A 23,854-nucleotide genomic window follows, 5' to 3' on the forward strand; every position below is an offset into this window, starting at 1 on the left:
TCCTTCCTTTATATGAATTTTTTTATATTAAAAAAGCACCCTGTTTTTAGGATGCTTGATTTTGTAATTGCTATATTTTACATGTTATTAACTATTTCTAACCTGTCACTCTCATATCCTAGTTGTTTGGCTATTATTTCATAGCCAAATTCTATGTCTGTAGTTCCATGCACTATAAAATATGCTGGATACATATCACTTGTTTCTACCCATACCATACCATTTCCATAGGCCCAAGTCTTAATTTCATATTGGCTATTTGTATTTGATGTTTCCATAAATATAGGGTCTATGTTAATAATGCATTGTCCATCTACAAGTTTATTTCTTCCTATATCTCCAAAGTAACACTCTGCTGTTTCATAGGCAGACAATGCCCTAGTTCCATGAGAACTAGTCTTTACTACTCTATTTTTTGTACCTGCAACTTGTAAATGTCCCCAAGTATCAATATTTCCAGACCTACAATTAAACAATATTTTTGGTTTAAAGGCAGTTGTTCCATCATATGGAGCTTGACTTCCAAAGGCTAGTCCATCCCAGCATTGTATATAGGCATTGTAGGTATTCCAGTCAGATCCATCACCTGTGCCTATACCCATGTTCAAAGTATCATTATCGAAATACAAGTTTCTGCTATCAAATGTTAGGTTATCAGTACCACTAGTTACTTCAATAACTCCATGATATATGAGTTGTCCATCTCCATCTATATTCATTAGTGATGTGCCATCATAGGCTTTAATATTAAAAGCATTTGCTAATAATCCACCACTAACCTGTTGTAACGTAATTGTTAATCCATTTGCATCAAGCCTTACCACTTCTTGATTTGATGCATTTTTTACAAGAGACAACCCATTACCGTTCCCAGAACCACCTAATGTTAATGTTCCACCACTAATATGATTAGCAGATAATTGCCCAGTTGTTATATTACTTGCATTTATGTTAGTAACATTTACCAGACTTGCATTTAAAGTACCTGTAGTTAACCAAGTGGCATTTAGACTTCCAATACATGCACTTGTTGCAGTAATAGTACCTGATAGTAAATTACCTGCTGTAATAGTATTTGATGCTATTTGTGTAGATGTAATGGTATTCGCTTGTATATTACCCGCTACTATGGTGTTTGCTGATATTTTATTACCAGTTATAGTTTGTGCGGCTATTTCATTGGCAGTTATTGCGTTAGCAACAATTTTATCTGCCGTTATTGTTCTACTTGCAAGCTGTGTTGCCGTTATAGTTTGTCCTGCTATTTGATTTGCTGTTATAGTATTAGCTAGTATATTACCTGCTGTAATAGTTGAACCTGCTATTCTATCTCCAGTGATTGTACTTGCTGTTATTTTACTTGCTGTTATTGCCCCATCTTGTATAAGAACACCTGGAGTAACATGTCTTAGAAATACTTTCCGTATTTTTATATTTTTACCTGCAATATTGTTAATTCCTGCAACAAACTGACCAGCAGTAGATGGGTTATAATTTGGTGTAGTTATATACCCTGTTACCTTACTTTCTGTTGTACCAATATTAAAATAGGCAGAATCTGTTTCCATAAGGTATGCACCACTGGTATCATAAACCCACACAGTAAAATTACAGTTTACACTTACATCACTAACAGCTAGAAACTCAAAGTACAGTTGGTCATTTGGTGAAAACGCTAGAGCAGTTTTATTAGTTATCATTAAGTAGCCAGTCGAATTATCCGACCTAGTGATGTATCCCCCACTAATGATATTACTTGAATATTGATTGGCACTTGCAATTGCTCCAGTCATTTCATTAACTGCTGCTAGATTTGCACCATCACCAATAAATAATTTATCCACAGTAATGCTACTACTTGCTATTCTATTGGCATTTAACGTACCAGTTGTTATTGTTCCAGCGTCTAAAGCACCAACAACCCCACTAGCACTTGTAATACATCCTGTTACAAGTTTAGTTGCATCTATACTTCCACCTGCTATTCTGTTTGCATTTAAAGTTCCTGTGTTTAGAATACTAGCATCTATAGTCCCAAACACACCACTTGTGGATGTAAGGGTTCCTGCTACCAAATTTGAAGCAAGTATGGTATTTCCTGCTATTTTATTTCCTGTAATAGTATTTGCTGCAATTCTATCAGCTGAAAGTGTGCCTGTCGTTAAATACCCAGCATCTTGTGTATCTGCTAATGATGGTGTCCAATCAGTAGCTTTATTGCCTTGTTCCAGTTGTATTGCAGTAGCCCATAGAGTTGAGAGTATTCCACTTGTTTTAGAGCCATTATGGTCTATTCTTATAAAAGCATAAGTTTGGTCTGATGCTGTTGTAAATGTGCCAGTATATTTAGTATAGCTAGTATTAGGTGCTGCGTTTGGTGCAAAATCACCATTTACATAATCATATGTGCCATCAGAATGATATACTTTACTTCCTAATACATAAAAATTTATATTTGTGGCATTTGCATCTATCCCAATAACAGCTTGAACAGTGTACATAGTATTTGGTAATACTTTAAATGGTACACTCATTAAATAATTTTCAGTAGTAGCTGAGTTATTTTTAGAAAATACATTTCCTCTTATAGGATCTTCTGCTGTTCCATCTGCACTCCAATGAGTTGTGCCAAAATCTGCATGACCATTAGGTACTAAGTTAGTTCCCCCAATTTGTAGGTTATTAACACTACTTTGAGCATTACTTGCAGCTGTAGCAGCATTTGTTGCAGCAGTTTGAGCTGTACTTGCAGCACTTGCAGCATTTGTAGTTGCTACATCTGTAACGCTTACCCAAGCTGAACCATTATATTGTTCGGGGCTTATTCCACCAGTAACAGGCTTCATCCATAAATCTCCTGATATCATACCTGTTGGAGTGGTTGATCCATAAAATGTTTTATTCTTTCCATTTGCAGTGGTTAGAGCAGTTTGTGCATTAGTTAAAGCTGTACTTGCGTTAGATACAGCATTGTTTATTGTATTATTGATGGTGGTAGTTAGCTGAGATGTACCAACTGCACCATTAGCTAATTGTGTGGCTGTGATTGCCCCTGGAGCTATCTGTTGACCATTAATTGTTCCTACAGTTAAATTAGCACAATCTAAATTAGTAACTGTAATGTAGCTTGCATCTATTGTTCCTGCTGTTAGCTTATTTGCTGTAAGAGTTACTATTTTTCCATCCGTAATGCTTTCGTTTGCTACTTGCTCTGTTCCAACTGCCCCTGTCCCAATTAGCGCAGTAGTTATAGCCCCTAAAGCTATATTAGCAGTTTGAATAGCAGCATTGGCAATTTGTGCATTACCAATCGCTCCATTTGCAATTATTGCACTATCCGCTGTGATTATTCCTGCTTTTAGTGTGCCTGTTGTTAAATCTGCAAATTTACCAACATTAGCAGTTAGGTTTTGAACAGTTTCATTAGTGGCATTTAAGTTTGTTATAGTTGCATAGGTAGCGCTTAAATTCTGTACAGTTGCATTAGTAGCATGTAAGTCATCAATATCAGCTTTCTTTGCTTGAATATAGTCAGCTACAATTTGATGTGCCCTCAACGTCTCAACAGTATCATTACTACTTTGACTAAAATCACTTCTTACAGCACCAGTATTTATCATAAATGCAGCTATATAAGCTGTTCCATTTGCATCCCCATTACTAGCTCTAAAGTTTATCTGTTCAATTATGTCACTTGGGTGCTCAGTCATAAGTTGAAAATTTTGCTCTTGCACTTGCCAATCACAATCAGTCTTATTTGCATACAAAAAGCTGACAGCTTGTGCAGTATATGAGTTAGTTTCAAATATACTGAACCCAGTAAGAGATAATGGTGATATAGATTGTAAAATTTCTACAGATATCTGAAACACATTAGTTGGTATAGGTCCAGTAGTGAAATCTGCTAGTTGGTTATTTTTATTATCCCAGGCATGTATAGTATATGGGTAACCCTGTGTATTGTTTATTGTTATTGCAGTTCCAGCAGTTACTCCAATTCTCTCTGAGATAAGTCCTGTATTGCTATTGTTGAAAGTCCAGGTTGTTCCTGTTGTATCAACTAAACATCTTTTTATAACAGCGTCCAGTGCACCAAGTAAGGCATTAGTCTGGTTAGGTACATTGTATTGACCATTATCTGTAATTGTTAACCCATTATATTTAGCCTGTAAGCTAAACATGAGCTGTTGATTTTTATAATTATTTGGATTAACCAAAACATCAGATTTACTTAAGCTTGTATTAGGTGGTAATTTCCACACCTTGTCAGCATCATGTAAACTATCATCTTCCACTACAGTAGCACCTGCAGTTATCCATTCGCTTAAATATTTATCCTCAGCAACTGCATGATCAAATAGGTTATTTCCACCACTTGTGGTTGAAGTTGCAACATTTAAAATAGTTCCAGGTATATCCCCCATTTGTGCTTGTAGTATCTTTATATTATTTTGGTTTTGCTGAGATATTTGGAAGAGTGATTTTTGATTACTTCGTATAATATCATTTCTTACATTTCCGAGAGTAACTTCTTCATATAATTTAGTTATGGAATCATAAGTATAGCCTACCAGTTCAGCAATTACATCTATATCCAATGCTTTAATTACTACAAAATCATAGGGATGTACTTCTTCAAGCACTGCATAGTCCTTATATTCTTCTGTTTTGCATAGTTCAAGAAAATTAACAGAATAACTATACACTGGCACATCTACATTTGAATTAGCATATAGATTATTTACATAGTCCCTCATGACTTGATACTTTTGGTCAGTATTTAAAGTTTTTTGGGCATCTGTTAGTGTAACTTCAACATCCTTTACATATATGTTTGCATAATCATTGATTTTAGGACTATCTATAAACCTTTCAGGTAAAGCTATTACTGGAGTTATACTGCTATCAGTACTTGTTGTTGAATCATCTGTTGAATTACTGTCATCCGTAATATAAGGCATTGCTCTAGTAATCATATTGCTGTCATCTGCGGATTGTTCAAAACCAGTTAGATTTTTAGAGTACCTTATAGTTACTCCTCTATTTTCTCCAGCTTGATTAAACATACCTATAGTAAAATTATCTCTTACAAGTTCTCCGCCCCATACATTTTTATAGGCATTATCCTTGTCGCCTATCAGAGCATCTATAGGGTTCTGCCTTACATAATAAGCTGTGCCTACTGTATCAATATCACTTGTCCAATTAAAGGGATGTGAATATTGTGTATTTTCAAGTATATACTCTCCTGCTTCAATCCCTGTTTTTCCTGTAGGTCTAACATCTTCCAGAAAGTTTGCTGCTAAATCATAAGTTATGTGGTAGCCTGTAGCTTCAACATAAAAGTATGTGCCATTTTCGTCCATTTTCTTCGTAGGAGTATTAAGTCTAAACAGTTGATCTTGCATATGAGGTACTGGACATTTTACAATAGCACCTTTAACTATGCTTTGCCATGCGGTATCTCCAGGTATAATTAGATACACTAAATCAATTTGAAACTGCCCATTTTTCTCCCATGTGACTTCACATTTAGTTGCATTTCTAAGAACTAAATCATTTCTATCAAAATCACTAGTCTTAAATTTATCATATAATACTATCATTTAATCACCACCTAAATATGCACATACCATTTTCCAAGTACAATGTATGGTGGTAATGTATTATGTGCTTGTCCACCACCTGCATTGTCAATAAAGTTTTGGTTACCAGTTTCTCCTTGATTTATCCATACCATAACTCTATCCGCAAAACCACCATACCCAGGCCACCCCTGGGGATATGCGGAATAGTGCCCATTGTTTTCATCACAACTTCTATAGAACCTATTAGGGTGATTATGACTAGGCATTTCAGCTGTAGATAGTACATGTGTTTTCTCTCCACCTGTTTTACCAAGTGTATTAAATTCTGTTTGAGTTGTATCAATTTGAACTGGAAATCTTCCACTTGCATTAGGCAAATTTGCACCATATATTGCAGCTAAACCACTATATCCCGTTGTTGCTCTTCCATCTAAAGGTAGCCAATAAGTGGAATTTAAAGGTGTAGCAGACATTATAATTGCACCAGTTTCAAAATGCTCTAAAGCACTAATTGAAGCTTGCATTGTTGTTATTTGTGCTTGCATGGTTTGTAACTGTTGCATAGCTTGCAATAATGCAGGAAAGTTAGAATCATCTTCTACATCACCATAGTTTGCAACAGCTTGAACTATATTTACAGTTCCTGTATTTGTACTTATTGTTCCTGTGGTATCAACTATTGTTAATTCAACTTGAACTTCTCCAGCAACGGTCATCATAGCCGTTGGATAAGTTAATAAATAATGTCCTACATTTGTATCTTGTACATCTGCTAATGCACAAACACTTCTTCCATCCGGAGTTTTTGCATTTAACATTATTACTTGACCTGCAGTATTTTGTACCACTCCATTTAAAGTCCTTGTTATATCTAGTCCTCTTGATTTATGGTCACTTGTTTTAGCATCAGGAAGATCTACTAATGCTTTATTTACTTCTAAATTCAAAGGATAAAATCCATCAAACATATAACTAACCTCCCTATTTTATAATTTCACATTTCATAAACGTTTCAAGGCTTTCAGTGCCTAAATCTTCAGGACAATTTTCAATCTTAACTTCATATAGTTTCAAAGGAGCTTCTAAATCTTCTTTTAACATTTCTTTATATTCAGCATAGCTCCTATTGTACTCAGTTATTGAAGTCTTATATTTTTCTTGTATTGCATTAAATTTCTCAGTAAATTCATTAATTTTTTCTGTTTCTTCGGGTTTGATAGTATATTCGTTTGTTGCTTCATTTAGTGAGCCTATCTCTTTAATCAGTTCTCCTCTTTCTTTATTCAAAGGTTCGATTATTTTTTCCATGCCAGTTTCTATTTCCGTAAATGCTTCTATCTCATGTTTTATAAGATTTTGATTTTTAAGTAGTGCATATCTAAATTTTACACTACCTTTAGTCTTTTCATTTTCTATAGCATTGTATAGTTTTATTACATCTTCTTTATTCATTTCAATTCCTCCACTTTTATTTTTTGCATTAAAAAAGAGCCTTTGATTTGGCTCTTAACTTTATATATTGTTCAATTGTTTTACTTAGATATAATTTTTATAATTGTTTCGTATAATAAGAAGATTGCGAACTAACTAAAAGATAAATTGAAATTTATCTATATTTTATTACAAAATTCTATAATTTCATTTTTTCTTTGTTCCACTGCTTCTTTATATTCCACTGAACATAAACCCAATCTATCACAGCATTCAATTTCCATATGTCCATAAAAATGCTCTATACTTTCAATAATGCGATTACATTCCTTCATATTTGGGCCTGTTCTTAATGCTATTGAATATCCTTTCTTTCCACTACTTATAGTTGCATGTGGTTCATGTGTGTTACACCATGGTGTACACCTATCAATGAAAACCTTAAATTGTCCTGGAATATCTGCCCAATAAGAAGGTGATACTGATATAATAATATCTGCCCATTCATATTGTTCAATTATCTTATCAATATCATCATGCTGAATACATTTTGAAGTATTATGACAGGTTCTACATCCTTTACAAAAACGAATATCAAAATCGTCAATACATATACTTCTTACATCATATCTTACTTTCAAACAATCAAAGACTATATTTACTATTTCAGCAGTTGCTCCATTTCTCACTGGACTACAATTCATTACTAATACTTTCACACTATTCACCTCTACAAATTACTATTTAACTTTTTAGTTAAATAAACACTATTACTTCGCATAATTATACCATAGCGATTTAAATTTTATAAAAATTATACCATATTATTAATGGCTAATTTACTATTATTTTGAATTTTATTATGAAGTTCTCCATCTTGGAGTTAAAATTACTTGATTAATATTTCCAGTGAACTCAATTACATTTTCACCAGGATATAACACAGGAAATTCTCCAGACATATTCATGCCTAAGTTTTGATTTTCTTTATAACATTGCTGCAATTCACTGTCACATTCAATATAATGATCTACAGAATAAAAATCCGTCTCAACTCCATTTATCATTACTCCAATATCACCTTGTCCAAAAATCTTAAGATGCGGCAGTGATAAATCATATTCATTCATAATTATTGTTTCCCAGGTGGTTTCTGTTGGAGTATAACTGATTGGGATATCTCCAGTTTTTAAGTATGCATATGGGAAGCATGAAAAAGTAACTGTAAAATTGTTAATTGCTTTTATAATCTTTTCAAAAGGTATTATATTATCTACAGAAGCTTTGAAGTATCTGTCCGGTTGATTACTTAAAAACAACTTATTTGTACCTCTAAGCCATCTTTTTATTAGATCGTAATTAGTGCCAAGGTATGTCATTTTAACGTTTTTTTCTATACTGTCATACACATCTTGACCAAACTCATCATTCTCTAGGATTCTTAAGTCTCCGCTTCGTCCAGGTACTTGTGTCTTTGTTACACGTCTAGCAGGAGTATCAAAAAGAGGTAGCTCTGTTATTATAATATCTTTTATATCAAGACTATTAATATTATTAAATATGATGTAAGAGTTTGCAGTCATTAGTTACCTCCTTTTCCGTTAATGTAATCTTGCTGAACATTATATATGTCTCTTGCAAATTTTTTAACATCCTTGTACCCATTTAAAGTTACTGAACCATTAAAATGTATTGCTAATCCATTTGATCCATCAATTTTAGTAGTTTCATTACTTTCTCCAATATTATTCGATACGCCTGCTATAGCCGGTGCAAGATTCATTCCAACTTTTACGTCTCCAGCTAAGTTCTTTACTGCATTAGTAACTAAATGTTTGTTTTTCTCTATTCCCTGAGATAAACCTTTCATAAAATCAGGCATCCAGCTTTCATAGTCTGTTAATGGTCCTTCATCAGGAACACTAAAATGTAAAAAGCTTCGTATAGTATCACCAATTCCACTTACTGCATTACCTATTGCTCCTACACTACCAGTTATTCCTTTTATAAGTCCATCTATAAAATCTTTACCCCAAGTAAGAGCTTTGCCAGGTAAACCTTCTAAAAAACTTATGGCTGAATTAAATCCATTAGTTATAACACTACCAATGGTACTTATTGCACTAGATACTCCATTCCTCATGCTACTAAACATTGAAACACCTAAATTATATAGACGGCCAGGAAGATTTTCAAACCAACTTATTAATGAATTCCATAGATTTATAGCACCTTGTACAATAGAAGTCACAAGGTTAATTACGGAACTTTTTAAAGAAGTCCATGCATTAATAGCTGTATTTTTTATATTAGTCCATAAGTTACTCATAAAGCTTGTGAAGTTATTCCACAAAGATTGAGCTGTATTTACTATCCCAGACCACAAGGTTTGTAATAATGTTCCTATGACTTGAACTGTGCCTATAAATACCTGTTTTATGCCACCCCATATACCATTAAGTGCCCCTTTTAAATTATTAAATATTCCCTGAGCATCACTAGCTAATTTGCTAAAATTACCAGTTACCAAGTCCAGTATTAATAGAACAGGTCCTAATATTACTGTTTTAATACCGAGCCATATACTACTGATAACAGTTTTTACACCATTAAAGATGGTGGTTAGTCCTGGCTTTAATTTATTAAATAAGTTTATAACACTATTAACAATCGGTGTTATTACTGTCATAATAGCCGATTTAATACCATTAAAGGCACTACTTGCAACAGCTTTTAATCCATTCCAAATGTTAGATAACTGACCTTTTATTTGTGACCAATGTTGTATTATAAGCAATGGTACTCCAATAAATGGTGCAATAACTGCTAATATAACAGTTCCCCATTGTTTAAAGAAGTTACTTATCCAAGTCCAAAGTCCTGAGAAGAAACTCTTGATTCCATTCCATGCGGAGCTTGTCACGCTGGTTACATCTTTCCATAGGTTTTTAAAGAAATTACTTATTGATCCCCAATTTTTAATTATTAAGTATGCCGCACCAGCTACTACAACAATAATAGCTGCAAATGCTAATGCCTCAGGTCCTGCTCCAAATATAGCTTTTATTATATTTCCGCCACCTTGCAATGAAGTTAAGGTCTTTTTTAATTTTGAAACTCCATCAACAGTACTTTGTATTGTTTTTGCTATTTTTAGCGTTGCAATAGCACTACCTATGCCGATTATAGCGGCCTTCGTAACTTCTCCATGTTGTGCTAACCAATCAAAAATTTCTTTTACGGTTGTTAATCCTCCTTTGGCAAGATCTAAAAGAGTTTTACCTAAATTTCCACTTGATCCACTAAGTTGAGGGAATATATTTGTGGCAATTTTTAAAATATCCTGTCCTATTCCTAAAACTATAGGTCCTAAGGTCTTAAATGTTGTAGATATTCCATTTATAACACTACTAACAATACTTTGTATTTGTGGCATGTGTGAATTTATCATTCCCATGAATGATGTTAAAGGAGGCATTAGCTGGCTCATAATTGAAGTACCAACACTAAACAGCTGATTCTTTAATATGCTAAGTTGTCCTCCAAATGTTTTCCCTGCTGCTTCTGCACTGCCACCAAATTCCTTTTGTAATTCCTGAAGAATAACTCCTTGTGCTCCTGCTACATTGCCTGCTTTCTCCATTGCTGCTATTTGATTTTTCTGCTGATCAGTAAAACTCACGCCTACACGAGATAATGCTGTGATACCTTTAACTGGATCATTTAAAGCCTTACCAAGTTGTATTGCACTATCCTTTGTGTCTTGTCCCAGCGCTGTGGACATATCATTTACTGCTGTTAATGCTTGTGGAAATGTTTTAGATCCTATGTTTGTAAAAGTTAGTAGTAAATTTTCCGTTGCTACATTTGCACCTTTAGAATACGTAGTCACCTGTGCTTGACTAGAAGCTAAATTAAGCAATGCATCCCTTGTCATTCCAGCAGCTCCATGAGTACTGTTTAGAACAGTATTCATCTGTCCTAAAGCTTGCTGACTTGCTGTAGCTTTATCTATAAGAGATTGTAGTCCCATACCTGCCATAATAGGAATTGCTGTATTCATTACTACATTTTTTACACTACTAAATGCACTTGAGAGTATTCCACCTGATTTTTTACCTTTTTCAGCTGCTTCTTCTGTTCCTGTTCCAACACCTGCGACACTAGATTTAAGCCTGTCGAGGAAACTTGGATTAGCTGACCCTTCCATTTCCTTATTAGACGTTGCAAGCCTTCTATTTTCTTCTTCAAGTTCTTTATAGGATATTTCTAATCCAACAATACTATTTTCAACTTTCTTATATTGCTCTGAGCTTTCACCAAAAACAGTACTTGTTTCTTTTAAAATAGTATTTCCTTTAGTCAATTGTTCATCTAGCTCCGCCATTTTAGCTTTATTACTATCAATTGCTTTATTATTTATATCAATAGCACTAGCACTTTCTTTATTATCCATAAACCATAATTTAAGTTTTGCATCTATGTTTTCAAAACTAGTACCTGTAGCTGATAAAGAACTTGCAAAACCTTTCATTGAGCTTTCAAAAGTCTTATTTATTTCATCTGCTTGTTTCACTTTTTCTTGATAATTTTTTAAGTCGCCTTCAGCATCACTAAATCCACTACTCCAACTACCATCTTTTTTAATTTTCATTGTGTAGCTTAATGCACCAAGGTCTAACGTTGCTGCCATATTGCACCTCCCTTCTAAAAAAGTGCATAAAAAAAGAACCACTTATAATCGTGATTCTTACATCAATTCATTTAATATTTTCTGCGCTACTATATCATTAGGTTTTGTTTTCATTGCACTTCTTGTCCACCTAATAGCATCTGCTATATTTCCCTTTTTTAAAGATGTATCAGCCATTCCTATTTTAAGTGAATACCTATAATCCTTACTAAATAACATCATACCAAGTGTTATAATTGCAAATAATAAAGCTAGTACAAACAATGGTACAAATGCGAAGCCAGCAACAATAGTAGAAATAGATAGAAATAGCATTAGTTTAATTTTAAACGGAATTTTTATACTCTTTCTTTCATCTACCGTAAGAATGTCATTTATACCAATTCTATAAGAACTATTAATTTTATTACTAGCTGATTTTTTATTTTTATTAAGGTCATATTGTTTTGTATTATATATACCTGTTCCTGGTATTCCTACAGTCCTTGTTACTTTACCTTTATTATTTACAGTAACTCTTGCACCCTTTACTCCTGTACTCACGCTGTATCCATGCTTACCAAGATTAATTCTTGTATTTTTCCCTATCTTAATAGATTTTCTAAATCTCCACCCCATTATAACAACACCTCTTAGGGTATATTATAGCATTTTTTCACTTTTTATGTCTATCTTGGAATCTTTTAATAGCATCATAGTCAGGTTCTGTCTGTTCAAATCTCTTACAATCTTTTAAGTACTTTTGACCTTCTTCTGTCCGCATACATTGTTCTATAAATGCATTTTTTCGCATCATCATGAAAGTATCAAGTGGTAACTTTAACACATTATAATAATCTAAATTAGAGTATTTAATTACCTCTCTGATGCCTGACATAAAATCTATTTCCCCACTTTTTTCTTGATTGTACGGGTTTGTGGGGATTTGGAGTTTGGGTCTGATACTACTTCACTCATAAATTCTGTATAAGCACCCATTATGGCAAGCTCCATAGAATAATTTATATCATTTTCTTTTAAATACTCATCATTAATTTCAATCTGATCTTTATTGTTACTTAGTATAGATTTAGTTAAATCCTTAAGCATATTCATAAGATTTATAATATTTGTCTCATCTGCTAAATCTGATTCAGTTATTTTTTGTGCTTTACTTTGATATGATATTAATTTTATCGATATTTCTTCAGTTGGTTTTTTTACACGTATTGTATTCCCCTTAGGTGTCTTTATATCAAGAGTGTCTTCTTCGTATATACTTAAATCTAATATTTTACTCATTTATATTCCCCCTAGTTTGTTGCAGCAGCTACATATCCATCTCTAAACTCTATTAAAGTACCATCATCTTGAGATAATGCTGAAAATGTTGGTTCAAGTGTTGTTTCTTTGTCTGGATTAAATTGAAATGTAAATCCACTTGTTGCATTTCCTATCATTGTTACTCTAAGTTTTGTATCATCATCTTTCGTATGCACAAATCTAAGTAAATAGTTATCAAGTGTAGTTTTTCCACCTATCTTAAGCACTTTTTCATGCTTCGTATTATCATCACTTAATGTAGATGGTGCCATCTTTGCTATGTTGGTGAAATTTATTGACATGGTTCCACATTTTAAAGTACATTCTTCCTTTGTTATAATTCTTTTTAATACTTTATTGCTATCGTCTGTAGCTTCATACACCGTTGGCTTATATTCTATAGATGCACCACCTTTAGTATGTCCAAAATTATTAGCATCAACTTCTATCGTTGCATCATCTGGAATTGTATTTGAATACTCTGTAGCATAAAAGTCACCAGATCCTAAAACTATCTCTTCGTTATCATTGTTCATTTAAGTACCTCCATTCTATTTGTAAATAAATAAATTTTTCATAAATGTTGTTTTGAATATCTTCAATAGCTCCACCACCATTTTGGCTGCAGCTCATTATATTTACATCTTGAAAAATATAGCCTGGTTTATTTTCCTGAATAATTAAAATATCACTTACAGTTTTTACTACCTCCTGCAAGTGATCGTAATCATTATCTATTGCTCTTACTTCAAGCCTATTGACTTTTAATAAACCATCATCACTAACTGGAACATCAGTATATGATATACATGGTATTGAATTTATATTAGCATTTAAAGGATATATCTTACTGTCATTAACTGTAGCCCCCAATAAATTAGGTATGCTTTGCCCAGCTTTTGTTGTGTTATTTTTTAATCTATCTAATATGGCATATATCATTTGAACTCACCAACCAATTTTCGTAACTGAATAATGCTTCGGTATTTTCTATAGGTTTATGTTCATCAAAATAAGAGTATAATTTAACACCTATAAATGCTCCTACTATTTGACCTAATATTTGCCCTATCATATACATAACCATCTAATCACCTACTTTAAGTCTTGCTCCCCAAATATATTATCAAGTTTACCTTTATTATCATCAATGGCCTTTTGTAAAAATGGATTAGGCTTTATTCCCTTAGTGCTATAAAACTTACCTGTTAATGGATCTTTATATATCCAAGGAACTTTCTGCCTTCCATCTCCATTAACTGCATATATTCCAGTGCCTTGATGAACATATACAGCATATTCATTAGCCGGACCACCAACACCTATAGTTCCAATAATTTCATCACCCACAACTTCCTTCTTATGGTCTATTCCTGCTCGTAATGGTCCGTTATCTACTGGTGCATTTTTCTTTGCATCCTTCTGTATAACTCCCAAGGCCTTCTCCATTTTATTAAGCATAGATTTTTCAATTTTCTTTTGTGCTTCATTTAATGCATTTATAGCTCCTTGTATTCCCTGACTTAAATCAAATTCATCTGACATTTAAATCACCTTCTGCAACAGTAATTGCGTATATCTGCCTGCTACATTAACAAAATTTATATTATAAATAGTTCCATTGTCATTTATTCTATTGCCATCTTTAGTCTTAGTTTCTATTATGGCCTTTTCTGTAGTCAGACCTGTATTTGTACTTTGATTAAATTGAACATTGTTAGAGAGCATTACAGAGCCACTCACTGGATATATTGCTAAGTCTATTGTTTTATCTTCTTCCCAGATTTCCTTTGGCTGTCCTGAAAGTCCTTGCACTATGCTTTTCTTTTCAAGAGATACATTTTTCATATCTCTTTTTATACTCATAGTGTTTGTACCTTTCTAAAAGTTGTCCATTCATCTTTTATGACTTGTGGTATACCAGTTTCATAAGTATTGCTTACACCACTATAGCTCTCAGCAGTTAATCCTTCTGAACCATTTCGATTATAGAGTACAATAGCATAATCAACTATAGAGCTTTGTGCATTATCTGGAATATCAAGTCTATGACAATAATTTTGAAACTTTATTGTAGCTTTACTTATATATAAATCTGCTAAGTCATCACTAATATCTTTCCCTAATAAGAGCTTAAAATCATCAATCATTGCCATTCACCTTCTTTACTTCATGTTCCCCAAAATACATGGGATCTTTAAAGCCATCAACTAGAACATGAATACCAGTTTTATTTTCTGTTATAGTTCCATATCCATTTACATCCCATGTATCCACTTCAACTCTCTCACCTATTTCAAAATCCATAATTTATCACCTTACTTAGCTTGTGTTTCTGATTTAGGATCTTCCTGTGCAACTTCAACATCACTCAATGTATCAAGAGCAGCTATTTCCTTTTTATCTGTAGTATTATATACTCCATTTTGGAACTTTTTAAATTCTCCATTAACATAGAAACCTAATTCTTTATATTTTTTACAAACATATTTTGCCATTGTAATTCCTCCTAAAAATAAGAGATACCCAAATGAGTACCTCCATAAATTATTTCAATCCTTTTAATCTTCCATGAGCTTTCTCTTGCTTAAACTCAAAAGTATATTCTCCAAGAACTTGCCCTTGTGTAGAGTCTCCTTTTTTACCTAAGTAAGTATGTCCAAAACCCCTACCCCTTAAAGGAAGAATTCTCATTCTATTAACATCAGTTATAATTAATTCATCTGGATTAAGGTTTATATCTAGTGTAATATCAAATTCTCCAAAGTCAGTTACTATAGTTTTTACAGTGTTACCTCTTACATCATCAGTCCTTTGAAGAAGCAGTTTATCGCTTAGCAAATTGGATATAACTCTCTTTTGATGTGCTCCTACCATAACCGTATAGTTACCACCATCTTTAAATCCACCTACTTGATAAATACTTTGTGCTAAATCATTTATCATATCAAGTGATAAATCTGCTCCACCTGCATCAACTACATTTGTTTGAATAAAGTTCCTTATACCCCTCATCATTCTTGTATTTCCATCATTAAATGGAAGCCCTGATATAATAGCCTTCTCAAGTTGCAATGCAAGTTCAAGCTGTTTCTTTTGCTTTTCACTTTCATATAAGTCATCCATTCCATACTGTTGAACTGCCTCAGCTGTACCAGTTATATCAACGGTATCATCAAATATTTGTGTAATATTTGAAACTGGTACTCTAGCTTTGTATCTTCCATCTCTTGCGTCAGAACCTTCTACGCCATAGACAAACATTGCTTCTAAAATATCTCCTGCAGCAATAGCACCTGGTGTTGTTGAAGATAAACCTCTAGTAACTGTTATTTTATTAGTAGTTGTATCTACCGCAGTTACTAACATGAGTTCATCATTGTGCTTTATAACTAAGTTAGATCTGAAAGGTTCCAAACTTGCTACTACAATTTGTGTATCTGTAGCTGCTACCGCTGTTGTTACCACTGCCTTAGTATCAAATAATTGATCCTCAAACCATTCATGTTTAGTAGATATAGCAACATCTGTATCATTTGAACCACCTAGTCCAAGTGCTGAAATAATTGGTATTTGATATGGGTTTAGAAGTAATATTTCGTCTACTACGTCCTGTCTTACTCCTATAAGTTCACTTGTATAAATTCTTGGCATGTCTAATCACTCCTATTTTTCATTTATTTTCGCCTGTTCTATTTTTTGTTTCATTTTTGCGTAAGCAACTCTATCTTCCATTTTTCCTGTTCTACTAGCTTTAGCTCTTAAGGTTTCAAGTTCTTTTGATAGATCTACAGTACTTCCAGTTTTAGGTGCAGTACTGGAAGCTTTAATTCTTTCATCTACTGCTTGACTAAGGGCAGCTTTAAATGCCTTCTCAAAGTTATCAATATTTTCTTTAGTCTTATCTGCATCATTAGTAGCCAGCATATCTACAAAACTAACAGGTAACTTTTTGTCACTTAGGATTTTTACTGCTTCAAATTTCATTTCTTTTAGAGCAATCTCCTGCTCTTTCTTAGCAAGGTCACCCTTTTGTTTCTCAAATATAGCTTTTTCTTTTTCTGCAGCTGTCATCTTTGCAAGTCTTTCTGCTTCCTTCTTTTCAGTTTCAAGTTTTTGTTCATATTCCTTTGCCCATTTTTCCTGAGCTGTTTTTAAGGCACCAGATACCCTCTTATCAGACTCCCTTTGAAGATACTTTTCAAGTTCTTCCTTAGTCTTTGGCAATTCTTCTACTTGGCTTACAGGTTCATTTGGTTTAGGGTCTGCTGGTGGATCTGGTTTAGGATCTGTTCCTTCTTGGTCTTTGGGTTTAGGATCTTGTCCATCTCCACTACCAGCACCACCTTCTAGTCCTGAGTCTGCTGCCATCATTGGTTTATGCATCCAGTAAAAATCTTTCATAATATTTGTTTCCTCCTTGTATCGCCCTTATAGTTCATTGCCCTATAAGTTCAATTTTTTTATAAAATAAAAAGCCTTATTTCTAAGACTTCGATTTTACAATATTAAAAACCTGAGGATTATCTCTAATTAATTGATGCAATCCTCTTGAAATTTCTTCAGTTATAGTTTCATCGTCACACCTTTCATATTCAAAATTTCTTTCATATACAAGTCCATGTAGCATCTCATGCAATAAAGTTATCTCTTCTCCCTGAATATCTTGAATATTCTGTGCAATTCTAATAATCTTTTTATTAAAGTCTATATCTCCAAAACATTCTTGATGATTGACTATAATTATTTCATCAGTCCTACTTATCATATAATCTACGCTACCAATTCTAACTTTTGACGGTATATTCACTTTTTATCCTCCTCCTGGTATAATTTTATTAGGTGCTGGCAAATTTAAGCAGGTGATATTATGGGTAAAAATACTGGGAAAAATTATCGTGAAGGTTCAGTAAAAGGCAGAACTCAAACTTATAATCCAAATAATAATACTTATGTAAAACGTGATACAAATACAGGTCGTTTTGTAAATGTAAAATCTGATGGTACTCCATTTAAAGGTGTTACCAAAGAAAAATAAATTATAAAATAGCCAGCACCTATTTTTAGGCATAATAAAAGCACCTACTATATTTACTTAGTAAGTGCTTTTAAATTTCTGTAATTTGTATATCCTGATTTTCATAAATTGCATATAGCATTTTCCCGCCTAGATAAGGTTGTAAATTATGTTTATTATCCTGTCCATTAACAATAACATCTGTTATTCTTAATGATAAGCTATTATATTCTTCTTCAAAGTCATCTCCATACATATAGTCAATTCCTAGTGCTTCAAACTCTCTATTATCTGACAATTTAATCTTTAGTTTTTTACCTTGATACTTGCCCAAATTCATAATTTACTTCTATCTCCTTTATAGCAATAAGCTGAAATTTTGTGCATAATAAAAGCCTTATACTATTTTTTCAGTTTAAGGCTTCCTAATTATAAAATAGATCAACTAACTCTTCTAATATTTTACCTTTTTTTGTAATGTTATAATTTTTATCAAATCCACTTATATCTTGATTATCTAAGCATTTATCTCTTATTGCATCAGCTTTATCTAGGTCAACATTGATAATATAGTTTTCATCTTGATTTTCTATATTTTCTTCACCTAATAATGTTTTATCATTTGCTAATACATTATTAGCTAAATACTCGTACTGCTCCTTATTTAATTTGATTTTCATTATTCTCATCTCTCTTTTTTAATAATCTTTCAGCTTTTTTAGTTGATGTAGGATTAACAGATACTATATTACCTTTATCAGGATTGATTGCAACTTCTGCTTTTTCACCAATATATCTTTTACTCTTCCTACCTAGATCATCAATTTTTATAGACTTTATATCCAATGGATTAGTTAAAGCATCTTTTACACTATTAATACCAACACCTTTTCTATTATCATCACCAATTATTCTATCATATCCATGTAAAGATAAATCTGAAATAGTTATTCCATCCGAAGTATTAAGTCCTATTAACTGATTTTTATAATCTTCATAATCTCCTTTTATTTTACCACTGTTTTCATCATTTGTATCCTGATTTTCAGAATTATTTTCATCATCTGGAATGTTTGTACTGTCATCTTCACCTGAAGATTTTGAACTAGAATTACTACTATCGCTACTATCATTTAATGATTCTGGATCAGCTGATAATGTACATCTACAATTTGCATGTGCCGGACAATCTGGTGCCTTATCTATATCAAAAGATTGGTCGTTTAGTTCTCCACATACTTCACATGTTCTTTCATCTTCTGCTGCAAGCCATATAACTTTCCCATATCCAGCATTTTTAAAGCTTTCCATCTGTGCATTATTAAGTGTATGCATAGTTTCAGTTCTTATAAGCCTTAAGGCATCATATGCACCAGTGCCCATTGCACTTTTTAGTTGTGCTGCCATAGTATTTATTGATTGACCTGAAGCTATTCCATTTACTATAGTTTTATTTAAGTTCTTAATTAGCTTGTCTTTATTATTCCAAACCCTTGAACTAAAATTCCCACCTTGCCAGTTCTGCTTTATTGCACTATCGATAAACTTATCATCTACATATGACCAATCAATATTTAATCCAGTAGTTTTATTAATATATTGCGTAGTTTGTTGGTGTACATCTTTAAAATTTTCATATAAACTTTTCCCTAAGAATGTCTCTTCGTTCTCTCCTAAAGCTGTAACCTGCTGCTTTATATTCTTTTGTAAATTATTCATTCTATTAAATTTATACATCTCTGTATTACTTAGAATACCATTCTCAGCGTATTTCCTATATAATGCGTCTATTTGCCCTTGAATATTCTGATAAACACTTTTATACTCCTGGAGTAGCCTTTGATTCTTCTGTTCCTGATTGTTGTAAATGCTGTGGGCTATCTGTTGAAGCCTGTTCATCCAATACTGGCTGTTGTCCATCTTTCCCACCTCCATCTACTCTTGAAGGTACATTGTCTAAATTAACGCTTGGATTTTCTTCCTGCTCTTGTTTTACTTTATCCATTTCCTCTTGAACATCAGTCACAAATGGTAGTTGTGCTATAAGTGTTTGATTGCTTACTACTCCTCTTAAATCATTTATCATTGTGGCTATATCAACTAAATTTGCTGGAATATTTCTAACAAAGGTCATATCAACCTCAGTATAGTTATAATTATTGCCTTTTAAATTCAGCATATTAGTTATTAATTCATTTCTTCTTTGCAATGCCTTTTTAAATTTTCTTTCTTTCATTACAGCTAATTGTTCAAGACAAAACAATTTAAATTTAATAGCAATACCACTTAGATTTCCACTAAACTTCTCATCATCTAAATCTGGTGTTTTGCTAAATTTATGTATGTCAGAGTTTAGTCTCTTTTTAAAATTCTCTACTGCTGTATCATTAATATCTTTAACAAGCCAACGTGCATCTCCGTCATCATCAACAAGTATTACCCTGTTTTTCTTCATTGTTGCTACATCCTCGGTATCGGTTCCTGACATGCCCTTAAGCATTAAATATGCATCAGAGAAATAATCAAAATCATTCATGCTATCACTTTGCATATTATCGTAAGCATCTATTAGTGATATCACACCTTCAAAGTCTCCAGTTAATTCATAATTGTTTTTAAAATGTATAATGGGTACATCACCAAATAAGTTGTCCTTCTGGTCTGTAAGTGTTAATTCCCCCAAGTAATCATCATAATATAATATTTGGTCTTTCGTATAAACTTCAACTTTAACTATTGGAAGTACTTCATCTTGTCCATATGCCGTTGGTTCTGAAACTGAATAATATCTAACTGCACATATTGGTGTTGGGTCTATATTTTCATCATATACTAGCAAAATTTGTTCGTTAGGAACTCTTATAAACCTGGTTTTACCATCTGCATCAGTATAGATCATTTCAAATGCTTCACCCTTTATACTACATGTTTTAGCAATTTCTATATTTTCATCTGCTTCATCATTGTAATCAAATATATCTTTAAGTTTCTGCATATATTCGTCACTGGTATCAGAATCAGAATAATAAGTCACAGGGTTTCCCATAAAGTAACCAGTTGCTAGATTTACAATATATCCAGGATAATCGTCTACTAATTTATTATTTGGTTTGCTATCATCCTCATTTTTTCTATTTAATATATCATGCTTATAATCATAGTAGCCTTGCAATTTATTATACCTGGGCAATAAGTTTTCTTTATGATAATTAATTAGTGCTCTTATTGTATCTGAATCATAGGTCTGTATATTAAATCTTACTATATCCACTTATTTCACCTCCATATAAAAATTGGTCAATACAAATATATTAACCAATTTAATAACTTCTATAAACGGTGTTGTTGAGCCATTTATAAGCTTTTAGCATATTTTCTCTTTTTTTATGCAGTATATTTATTCAATATAATTGTATATTAAGTGCATATATACACTACAAACCAAGTAAGCTTTTATTCATAGTTTTGAGTTTATTGTTACTGAATAAAATTGTATTAACAAAATATCTTATTGCATCCATAGCATGATCCATAACTTTTACTGGCTTATCTTCTCCACGCTGGGTAGCTTTTTCATCCCAAATATAAGAGAAAAACTCTTTAAATGTATTTGTACAACTATCATTAAATTGAACTAATGTATCATTTAAAACACTGGCCACATTCCTTATACCTTCAAGCACATCATTCTTTGCCTTTCTTACTGCAAACTTACCCTTTTGTTTTATTAAAGCTATAAAACTTGCAGCACTAGGATCTATTATTACTGCTTTTATCTTTGTATCTCCAACGAATTCAACTAAATCATCATAATACTCATTATCAGTTTTTTGCTTTCCTTTATCTCTTCCTGAGTAATAGTATTCTTTAATCATGTACCATCTATCTAACCATTTTCCCCACAAAAGAAAAACAGTTGCGTTTTGTGTACCGTAATCGCAACTGATATAAAATTCTTTATATGCTCTTATCTCTGTTTTTACCTTATGCTTAATTTCATCAAACATATCATAAATTAAGCCCTCTGCTTGAACCCATAAACCAAGTATATATCGCTTAAAAAATACTCCTGAAAACATACGTCTAAATCTTTCCTTAACCTTCCTTGAAAGACTTAGATTATCATCCATATCAAAATGCATGTACAATATATTCTTTTCTTTGGCCTTATCTATAAGTTCAGTTTTAACAAAATGATAAGGCGAACCTGGATTACAATTCATAAATATTTTTGCACCTTCTACTGAGCATCTACCAATCATTTGATCTACAAAACTTTGTGGAAATAAAGCAACCTCATCTGCTAATGCTCCAGCTGCAGTTAAACCTTGTAATTTATCTTGTGAAGCCTCAGTATTTGCATCATACATGTAATAAGTATTGTCTCCAATTACAATGTAATTCTCTGAACGATTATAGGTATATTCTAATTTCCATGCCATAAGTATCTGCTGCATAGGTCCTATAACATTCTTTTTAAGTGATCCTATTGTCTTACCTGATAATATAAAGTTTTCTCCATTAAAGTATTTTAATGACCATCTTATAAAACTACATATGCACGCAATTGTTTTTCCTGACCTTATAGCTCCATCTGCAATAACAATATCTTTGTCATCAAAAGGTGAACCTTTTTCCCAGAAGAATAATAGCTTTTTCTGTTTTAATGAGAATGGTTTAAATCTAAATCCTTTAATTTTCTTCTTTTTCATTTACATCATCCTCAAACAATCTTTTTACTTCTTCTTCACTCATTGTAGTTGCTTTAATAAATTCATTAATTCCCTCTTGTCCATTTTCATTATCTCCACCTCTTGACTTATCAATATCAACTTTAAGTTTCTCAATTCTAAGTTTTTGCTCTTCAGTAGCAAGGTTACTATTTAGTGACTCGTCATATTGCTTAATCATACTCTCTAATGTTTTCATTGCCCTTGATTGTGCCTGTAAAAATGTGGCTTGTCTATCCCATGCAAATTGGAACTCATATTCATCTGTGTCTGAGGTATCACCACGAGTTTGCTTCTTAAGTTCCTTAATCATTTCTTCTTTGTCCTTAACATGCATAATCCTTTGAGCTCTTATAATTGCAGCATACTGAATATTAATGTTTTCCCAAAGTATATCTAAAGGATTTTTTTGTTCTATCTCTTGGATAATATCAAAGGTGTCCTCAGGAAGATACTTAGAAAAAAAGCCATGAGTTTCAGCGTTCTTATTGCCTTTTGGCACGCTGCCATCATGACCTTTTGAATTTTTATTATTAGGTTGACCACCTTTTTTACGTTTGGAGTACTCCGTATTATTTTCATTTTTCTTTTGGAGTACTCCATTCAATTTATACTGCCATTTATCCTTGCACTTCCATCCTCCCACTGTTTTCTCTGGGATATCTAAAATCTTTGCAATTTCCCTATTATTAATATTTCCATTATGCCCCTTATAAATCTCAAATGCCTTATCTCTATTGGGACTCCTTTGTCTTGGCACATCACCTCACCTGCCCTAATTGGTTATTCGTTTTGTTTCGTATGCATAAAAAAGAACCCTGTTAAGAGTTCATTCATGTTTTGAAGATTTTTTCAATTCAGCTATTAAACCATCTATATCTCGTTCAATTTCACCCAGTATAATAAAAGCATTATCTTTCATTAACTCTAATTGTTTTTCAGTTACTTTATCTCCATTCTTAGCAAATTCATACATCTTTTTATAGTTTTCTTTTATTTCTAATACCTTTTTATCCAGGTATTTAACTTCCTCATCGTAAGTTAATTCATTCCACTCCATATTATCACTCACCCTTCGACATATACTTCTATA

The 23,854-nt window shown here is 32.6% G+C and carries 28 protein-coding genes; 1 reads left to right on the plus strand and 27 read right to left on the minus strand.

Annotated features, from left to right (window positions below; all coding sequences use genetic code 11):
• Positions 1–77: 77 nt before the first annotated feature.
• The 20 genes from B8978_RS01180 to B8978_RS01265 all read right to left on the minus strand — a co-directional run bounded on the left by B8978_RS01180 (position 78) and on the right by B8978_RS01265 (position 17,824).
• Entirely contained in the window at positions 78–5,606 is a 5,529-nt protein-coding gene (locus tag B8978_RS01180; RefSeq protein ID WP_084113451.1) for a phage tail spike protein, read from the minus strand.
• An 11-nt stretch (positions 5,607–5,617) separates the two neighbouring features.
• Positions 5,618–6,556: a phage baseplate protein gene (locus B8978_RS01185; protein WP_084113452.1), complete on the minus strand. Its 939-nt coding sequence runs from the start codon at positions 6,554–6,556 to the stop codon at positions 5,618–5,620.
• A 13-nt stretch (positions 6,557–6,569) separates the two neighbouring features.
• Complete coding sequence (locus tag B8978_RS01190) at positions 6,570–7,040, minus strand: hypothetical protein (protein ID WP_084113453.1); 471 nt, start codon at positions 7,038–7,040, stop codon at positions 6,570–6,572.
• Between the two features lie 158 nt (positions 7,041–7,198).
• The gene (locus B8978_RS01195; RefSeq protein WP_176212566.1) at positions 7,199–7,738 is read right to left on the minus strand and encodes a flavodoxin family protein; all 540 of its coding nucleotides are present in this window, start codon (positions 7,736–7,738) and stop codon (positions 7,199–7,201) included.
• A 141-nt stretch (positions 7,739–7,879) separates the two neighbouring features.
• The gene (locus B8978_RS01200; RefSeq protein ID WP_084113454.1) at positions 7,880–8,602 is read right to left on the minus strand and encodes a hypothetical protein; all 723 of its coding nucleotides are present in this window, start codon (positions 8,600–8,602) and stop codon (positions 7,880–7,882) included.
• Positions 8,602–11,712: a phage tail protein gene (locus tag B8978_RS01205; protein ID WP_084113455.1), complete on the minus strand. Its 3,111-nt coding sequence runs from the start codon at positions 11,710–11,712 to the stop codon at positions 8,602–8,604. Before B8978_RS01205 ends, B8978_RS01200 begins: the two co-directional genes overlap by 1 nt.
• 57 nt (positions 11,713–11,769) lie before the next feature.
• The gene (locus tag B8978_RS01210) at positions 11,770–12,330 is read right to left on the minus strand and encodes a DUF4236 domain-containing protein (protein ID WP_084113456.1); all 561 of its coding nucleotides are present in this window, start codon (positions 12,328–12,330) and stop codon (positions 11,770–11,772) included.
• Positions 12,331–12,367: 37 nt separating this feature from the next.
• The gene (locus tag B8978_RS01215; protein ID WP_084113457.1) at positions 12,368–12,589 is read right to left on the minus strand and encodes a hypothetical protein; all 222 of its coding nucleotides are present in this window, start codon (positions 12,587–12,589) and stop codon (positions 12,368–12,370) included.
• A gap of 5 nt (positions 12,590–12,594) precedes the next feature.
• Positions 12,595–12,993, minus strand: coding sequence for a hypothetical protein (locus tag B8978_RS01220; RefSeq protein ID WP_084113458.1), 399 nt, complete (start codon positions 12,991–12,993; stop codon positions 12,595–12,597).
• 11 nt (positions 12,994–13,004) lie between these two features.
• A complete protein-coding gene (locus tag B8978_RS01225; RefSeq protein ID WP_084113459.1) occupies positions 13,005–13,550 on the minus strand; it encodes a hypothetical protein in 546 nt (181 codons plus the stop codon).
• Positions 13,540–13,956 carry a hypothetical protein gene (locus B8978_RS01230; RefSeq protein ID WP_084113460.1) on the minus strand — a complete coding sequence of 139 codons (417 nt, stop codon included), beginning with the start codon at positions 13,954–13,956 and terminating at the stop codon, positions 13,540–13,542. The genes B8978_RS01225 and B8978_RS01230 overlap by 11 nt, the downstream gene beginning before the upstream one ends.
• Positions 13,934–14,095 (minus strand): hypothetical protein, encoded by a 162-nt coding sequence (locus B8978_RS19610; protein ID WP_207651863.1) that lies wholly within the window; start codon positions 14,093–14,095, stop codon positions 13,934–13,936. Before B8978_RS19610 ends, B8978_RS01230 begins: the two co-directional genes overlap by 23 nt.
• Positions 14,096–14,109: 14 nt before the next feature.
• Positions 14,110–14,559, minus strand: a complete 450-nt coding sequence (locus B8978_RS01235; RefSeq protein WP_084113461.1) for an HK97-gp10 family putative phage morphogenesis protein — start codon at positions 14,557–14,559, stop codon at positions 14,110–14,112.
• Entirely contained in the window at positions 14,560–14,880 is a 321-nt protein-coding gene (locus B8978_RS01240) for a phage head completion protein (protein WP_084113462.1), read from the minus strand. It abuts the gene before it with no gap.
• Complete coding sequence (locus tag B8978_RS01245) at positions 14,877–15,164, minus strand: phage head-tail connector protein (protein WP_176212568.1); 288 nt, start codon at positions 15,162–15,164, stop codon at positions 14,877–14,879. The genes B8978_RS01240 and B8978_RS01245 overlap by 4 nt, the downstream gene beginning before the upstream one ends.
• Positions 15,157–15,321 carry a hypothetical protein gene (locus B8978_RS19615; protein ID WP_176212569.1) on the minus strand — a complete coding sequence of 55 codons (165 nt, stop codon included), beginning with the start codon at positions 15,319–15,321 and terminating at the stop codon, positions 15,157–15,159. Before B8978_RS19615 ends, B8978_RS01245 begins: the two co-directional genes overlap by 8 nt.
• An 11-nt stretch (positions 15,322–15,332) precedes the next feature.
• Positions 15,333–15,512, minus strand: a complete 180-nt coding sequence (locus B8978_RS01250; RefSeq protein WP_084113464.1) for a hypothetical protein — start codon at positions 15,510–15,512, stop codon at positions 15,333–15,335.
• Between the two features lie 49 nt (positions 15,513–15,561).
• Positions 15,562–16,668 (minus strand): SU10 major capsid protein, encoded by a 1,107-nt coding sequence (locus B8978_RS01255; RefSeq protein WP_084113465.1) that lies wholly within the window; start codon positions 16,666–16,668, stop codon positions 15,562–15,564.
• Between the two features lie 12 nt (positions 16,669–16,680).
• Positions 16,681–17,418, minus strand: coding sequence for a DUF4355 domain-containing protein (locus B8978_RS01260; RefSeq protein ID WP_084113466.1), 738 nt, complete (start codon positions 17,416–17,418; stop codon positions 16,681–16,683).
• A gap of 82 nt (positions 17,419–17,500) precedes the next feature.
• The gene (locus B8978_RS01265; protein ID WP_084113467.1) at positions 17,501–17,824 is read right to left on the minus strand and encodes a hypothetical protein; all 324 of its coding nucleotides are present in this window, start codon (positions 17,822–17,824) and stop codon (positions 17,501–17,503) included.
• A gap of 60 nt (positions 17,825–17,884) precedes the next feature.
• Here B8978_RS01265 and B8978_RS19620 point away from each other — a divergent pair, with 60 nt between their 5' ends.
• Positions 17,885–18,052 (plus strand): hypothetical protein, encoded by a 168-nt coding sequence (locus B8978_RS19620; RefSeq protein ID WP_176212570.1) that lies wholly within the window; start codon positions 17,885–17,887, stop codon positions 18,050–18,052.
• Positions 18,053–18,122: 70 nt separating this feature from the next.
• Here the strand turns inward: B8978_RS19620 and B8978_RS01270 are convergent, their stop codons facing one another.
• From B8978_RS01270 to B8978_RS01300, 7 genes are all read right to left on the minus strand, one after another.
• A complete protein-coding gene (locus tag B8978_RS01270; protein WP_084113468.1) occupies positions 18,123–18,371 on the minus strand; it encodes a hypothetical protein in 249 nt (82 codons plus the stop codon).
• Positions 18,372–18,456: 85 nt separating this feature from the next.
• On the minus strand, positions 18,457–18,711 hold the full coding sequence (locus B8978_RS01275) for a hypothetical protein (RefSeq protein ID WP_084113469.1): 255 nt from the start codon (positions 18,709–18,711) through the stop codon (positions 18,457–18,459).
• A complete protein-coding gene (locus tag B8978_RS01280; protein WP_176212571.1) occupies positions 18,692–19,951 on the minus strand; it encodes a minor capsid protein in 1,260 nt (419 codons plus the stop codon). Before B8978_RS01280 ends, B8978_RS01275 begins: the two co-directional genes overlap by 20 nt.
• A complete protein-coding gene (locus B8978_RS01285; protein ID WP_084113471.1) occupies positions 19,851–21,302 on the minus strand; it encodes a phage portal protein in 1,452 nt (483 codons plus the stop codon). The genes B8978_RS01280 and B8978_RS01285 overlap by 101 nt, the downstream gene beginning before the upstream one ends.
• A 163-nt stretch (positions 21,303–21,465) precedes the next feature.
• Positions 21,466–22,743 (minus strand): PBSX family phage terminase large subunit, encoded by a 1,278-nt coding sequence (locus tag B8978_RS01290; RefSeq protein ID WP_084113472.1) that lies wholly within the window; start codon positions 22,741–22,743, stop codon positions 21,466–21,468.
• The gene (gene terS / locus B8978_RS01295; protein WP_084113473.1) at positions 22,724–23,521 is read right to left on the minus strand and encodes a phage terminase small subunit; all 798 of its coding nucleotides are present in this window, start codon (positions 23,519–23,521) and stop codon (positions 22,724–22,726) included. Before terS ends, B8978_RS01290 begins: the two co-directional genes overlap by 20 nt.
• A 69-nt stretch (positions 23,522–23,590) precedes the next feature.
• The gene (locus B8978_RS01300; RefSeq protein WP_084113474.1) at positions 23,591–23,821 is read right to left on the minus strand and encodes a hypothetical protein; all 231 of its coding nucleotides are present in this window, start codon (positions 23,819–23,821) and stop codon (positions 23,591–23,593) included.
• Positions 23,822–23,854 lie beyond the last annotated feature (33 nt).

This window comes from Clostridium acidisoli DSM 12555 (assembly GCF_900176305.1).
Taxonomy (GTDB): Bacteria; Bacillota; Clostridia; order Clostridiales; family Clostridiaceae; genus Clostridium_I; species Clostridium_I acidisoli.

Excerpts from the sequence above, each read along its gene's own strand:
- B8978_RS01180 (WP_084113451.1), bottom strand. The coding sequence starts at position 5,606 with ATGATAGTATTATATGATAAATTTAAGACTAGTGATTTTGATAGAAAT.
- B8978_RS01185 (WP_084113452.1), bottom strand. The coding sequence starts at position 6,556 with ATGTTTGATGGATTTTATCCTTTGAATTTAGAAGTAAATAAAGCATTA.
- B8978_RS01190 (WP_084113453.1), bottom strand. The coding sequence starts at position 7,040 with ATGAATAAAGAAGATGTAATAAAACTATACAATGCTATAGAAAATGAA.
- B8978_RS01200 (WP_084113454.1), bottom strand. The coding sequence starts at position 8,602 with ATGACTGCAAACTCTTACATCATATTTAATAATATTAATAGTCTTGAT.
- B8978_RS01205 (WP_084113455.1), bottom strand. The coding sequence starts at position 11,712 with ATGGCAGCAACGTTAGACCTTGGTGCATTAAGCTACACAATGAAAATT.
- B8978_RS01210 (WP_084113456.1), bottom strand. The coding sequence starts at position 12,330 with ATGGGGTGGAGATTTAGAAAATCTATTAAGATAGGGAAAAATACAAGA.
- B8978_RS01215 (WP_084113457.1), bottom strand. The coding sequence starts at position 12,589 with ATGTCAGGCATCAGAGAGGTAATTAAATACTCTAATTTAGATTATTAT.
- B8978_RS01220 (WP_084113458.1), bottom strand. The coding sequence starts at position 12,993 with ATGAGTAAAATATTAGATTTAAGTATATACGAAGAAGACACTCTTGAT.
- B8978_RS01225 (WP_084113459.1), bottom strand. The coding sequence starts at position 13,550 with ATGAACAATGATAACGAAGAGATAGTTTTAGGATCTGGTGACTTTTAT.
- B8978_RS01230 (WP_084113460.1), bottom strand. The coding sequence starts at position 13,956 with ATGATATATGCCATATTAGATAGATTAAAAAATAACACAACAAAAGCT.
- B8978_RS19610 (WP_207651863.1), bottom strand. The coding sequence starts at position 14,095 with ATGTATATGATAGGGCAAATATTAGGTCAAATAGTAGGAGCATTTATA.
- B8978_RS01235 (WP_084113461.1), bottom strand. The coding sequence starts at position 14,559 with ATGTCAGATGAATTTGATTTAAGTCAGGGAATACAAGGAGCTATAAAT.
- B8978_RS01240 (WP_084113462.1), bottom strand. The coding sequence starts at position 14,880 with ATGAGTATAAAAAGAGATATGAAAAATGTATCTCTTGAAAAGAAAAGC.
- B8978_RS01245 (WP_176212568.1), bottom strand. The coding sequence starts at position 15,164 with ATGATTGATGATTTTAAGCTCTTATTAGGGAAAGATATTAGTGATGAC.
- B8978_RS19615 (WP_176212569.1), bottom strand. The coding sequence starts at position 15,321 with ATGGATTTTGAAATAGGTGAGAGAGTTGAAGTGGATACATGGGATGTA.
- B8978_RS01250 (WP_084113464.1), bottom strand. The coding sequence starts at position 15,512 with ATGGCAAAATATGTTTGTAAAAAATATAAAGAATTAGGTTTCTATGTT.
- B8978_RS01255 (WP_084113465.1), bottom strand. The coding sequence starts at position 16,668 with ATGCCAAGAATTTATACAAGTGAACTTATAGGAGTAAGACAGGACGTA.
- B8978_RS01260 (WP_084113466.1), bottom strand. The coding sequence starts at position 17,418 with ATGAAAGATTTTTACTGGATGCATAAACCAATGATGGCAGCAGACTCA.
- B8978_RS19620 (WP_176212570.1), top strand. The coding sequence starts at position 17,885 with ATGGGTAAAAATACTGGGAAAAATTATCGTGAAGGTTCAGTAAAAGGC.
- B8978_RS01270 (WP_084113468.1), bottom strand. The coding sequence starts at position 18,371 with ATGAATTTGGGCAAGTATCAAGGTAAAAAACTAAAGATTAAATTGTCA.
- B8978_RS01275 (WP_084113469.1), bottom strand. The coding sequence starts at position 18,711 with ATGAAAATCAAATTAAATAAGGAGCAGTACGAGTATTTAGCTAATAAT.
- B8978_RS01280 (WP_176212571.1), bottom strand. The coding sequence starts at position 19,951 with ATGGACAACAGCCAGTATTGGATGAACAGGCTTCAACAGATAGCCCAC.
- B8978_RS01290 (WP_084113472.1), bottom strand. The coding sequence starts at position 22,743 with ATGAAAAAGAAGAAAATTAAAGGATTTAGATTTAAACCATTCTCATTA.
- B8978_RS01300 (WP_084113474.1), bottom strand. The coding sequence starts at position 23,821 with ATGGAGTGGAATGAATTAACTTACGATGAGGAAGTTAAATACCTGGAT.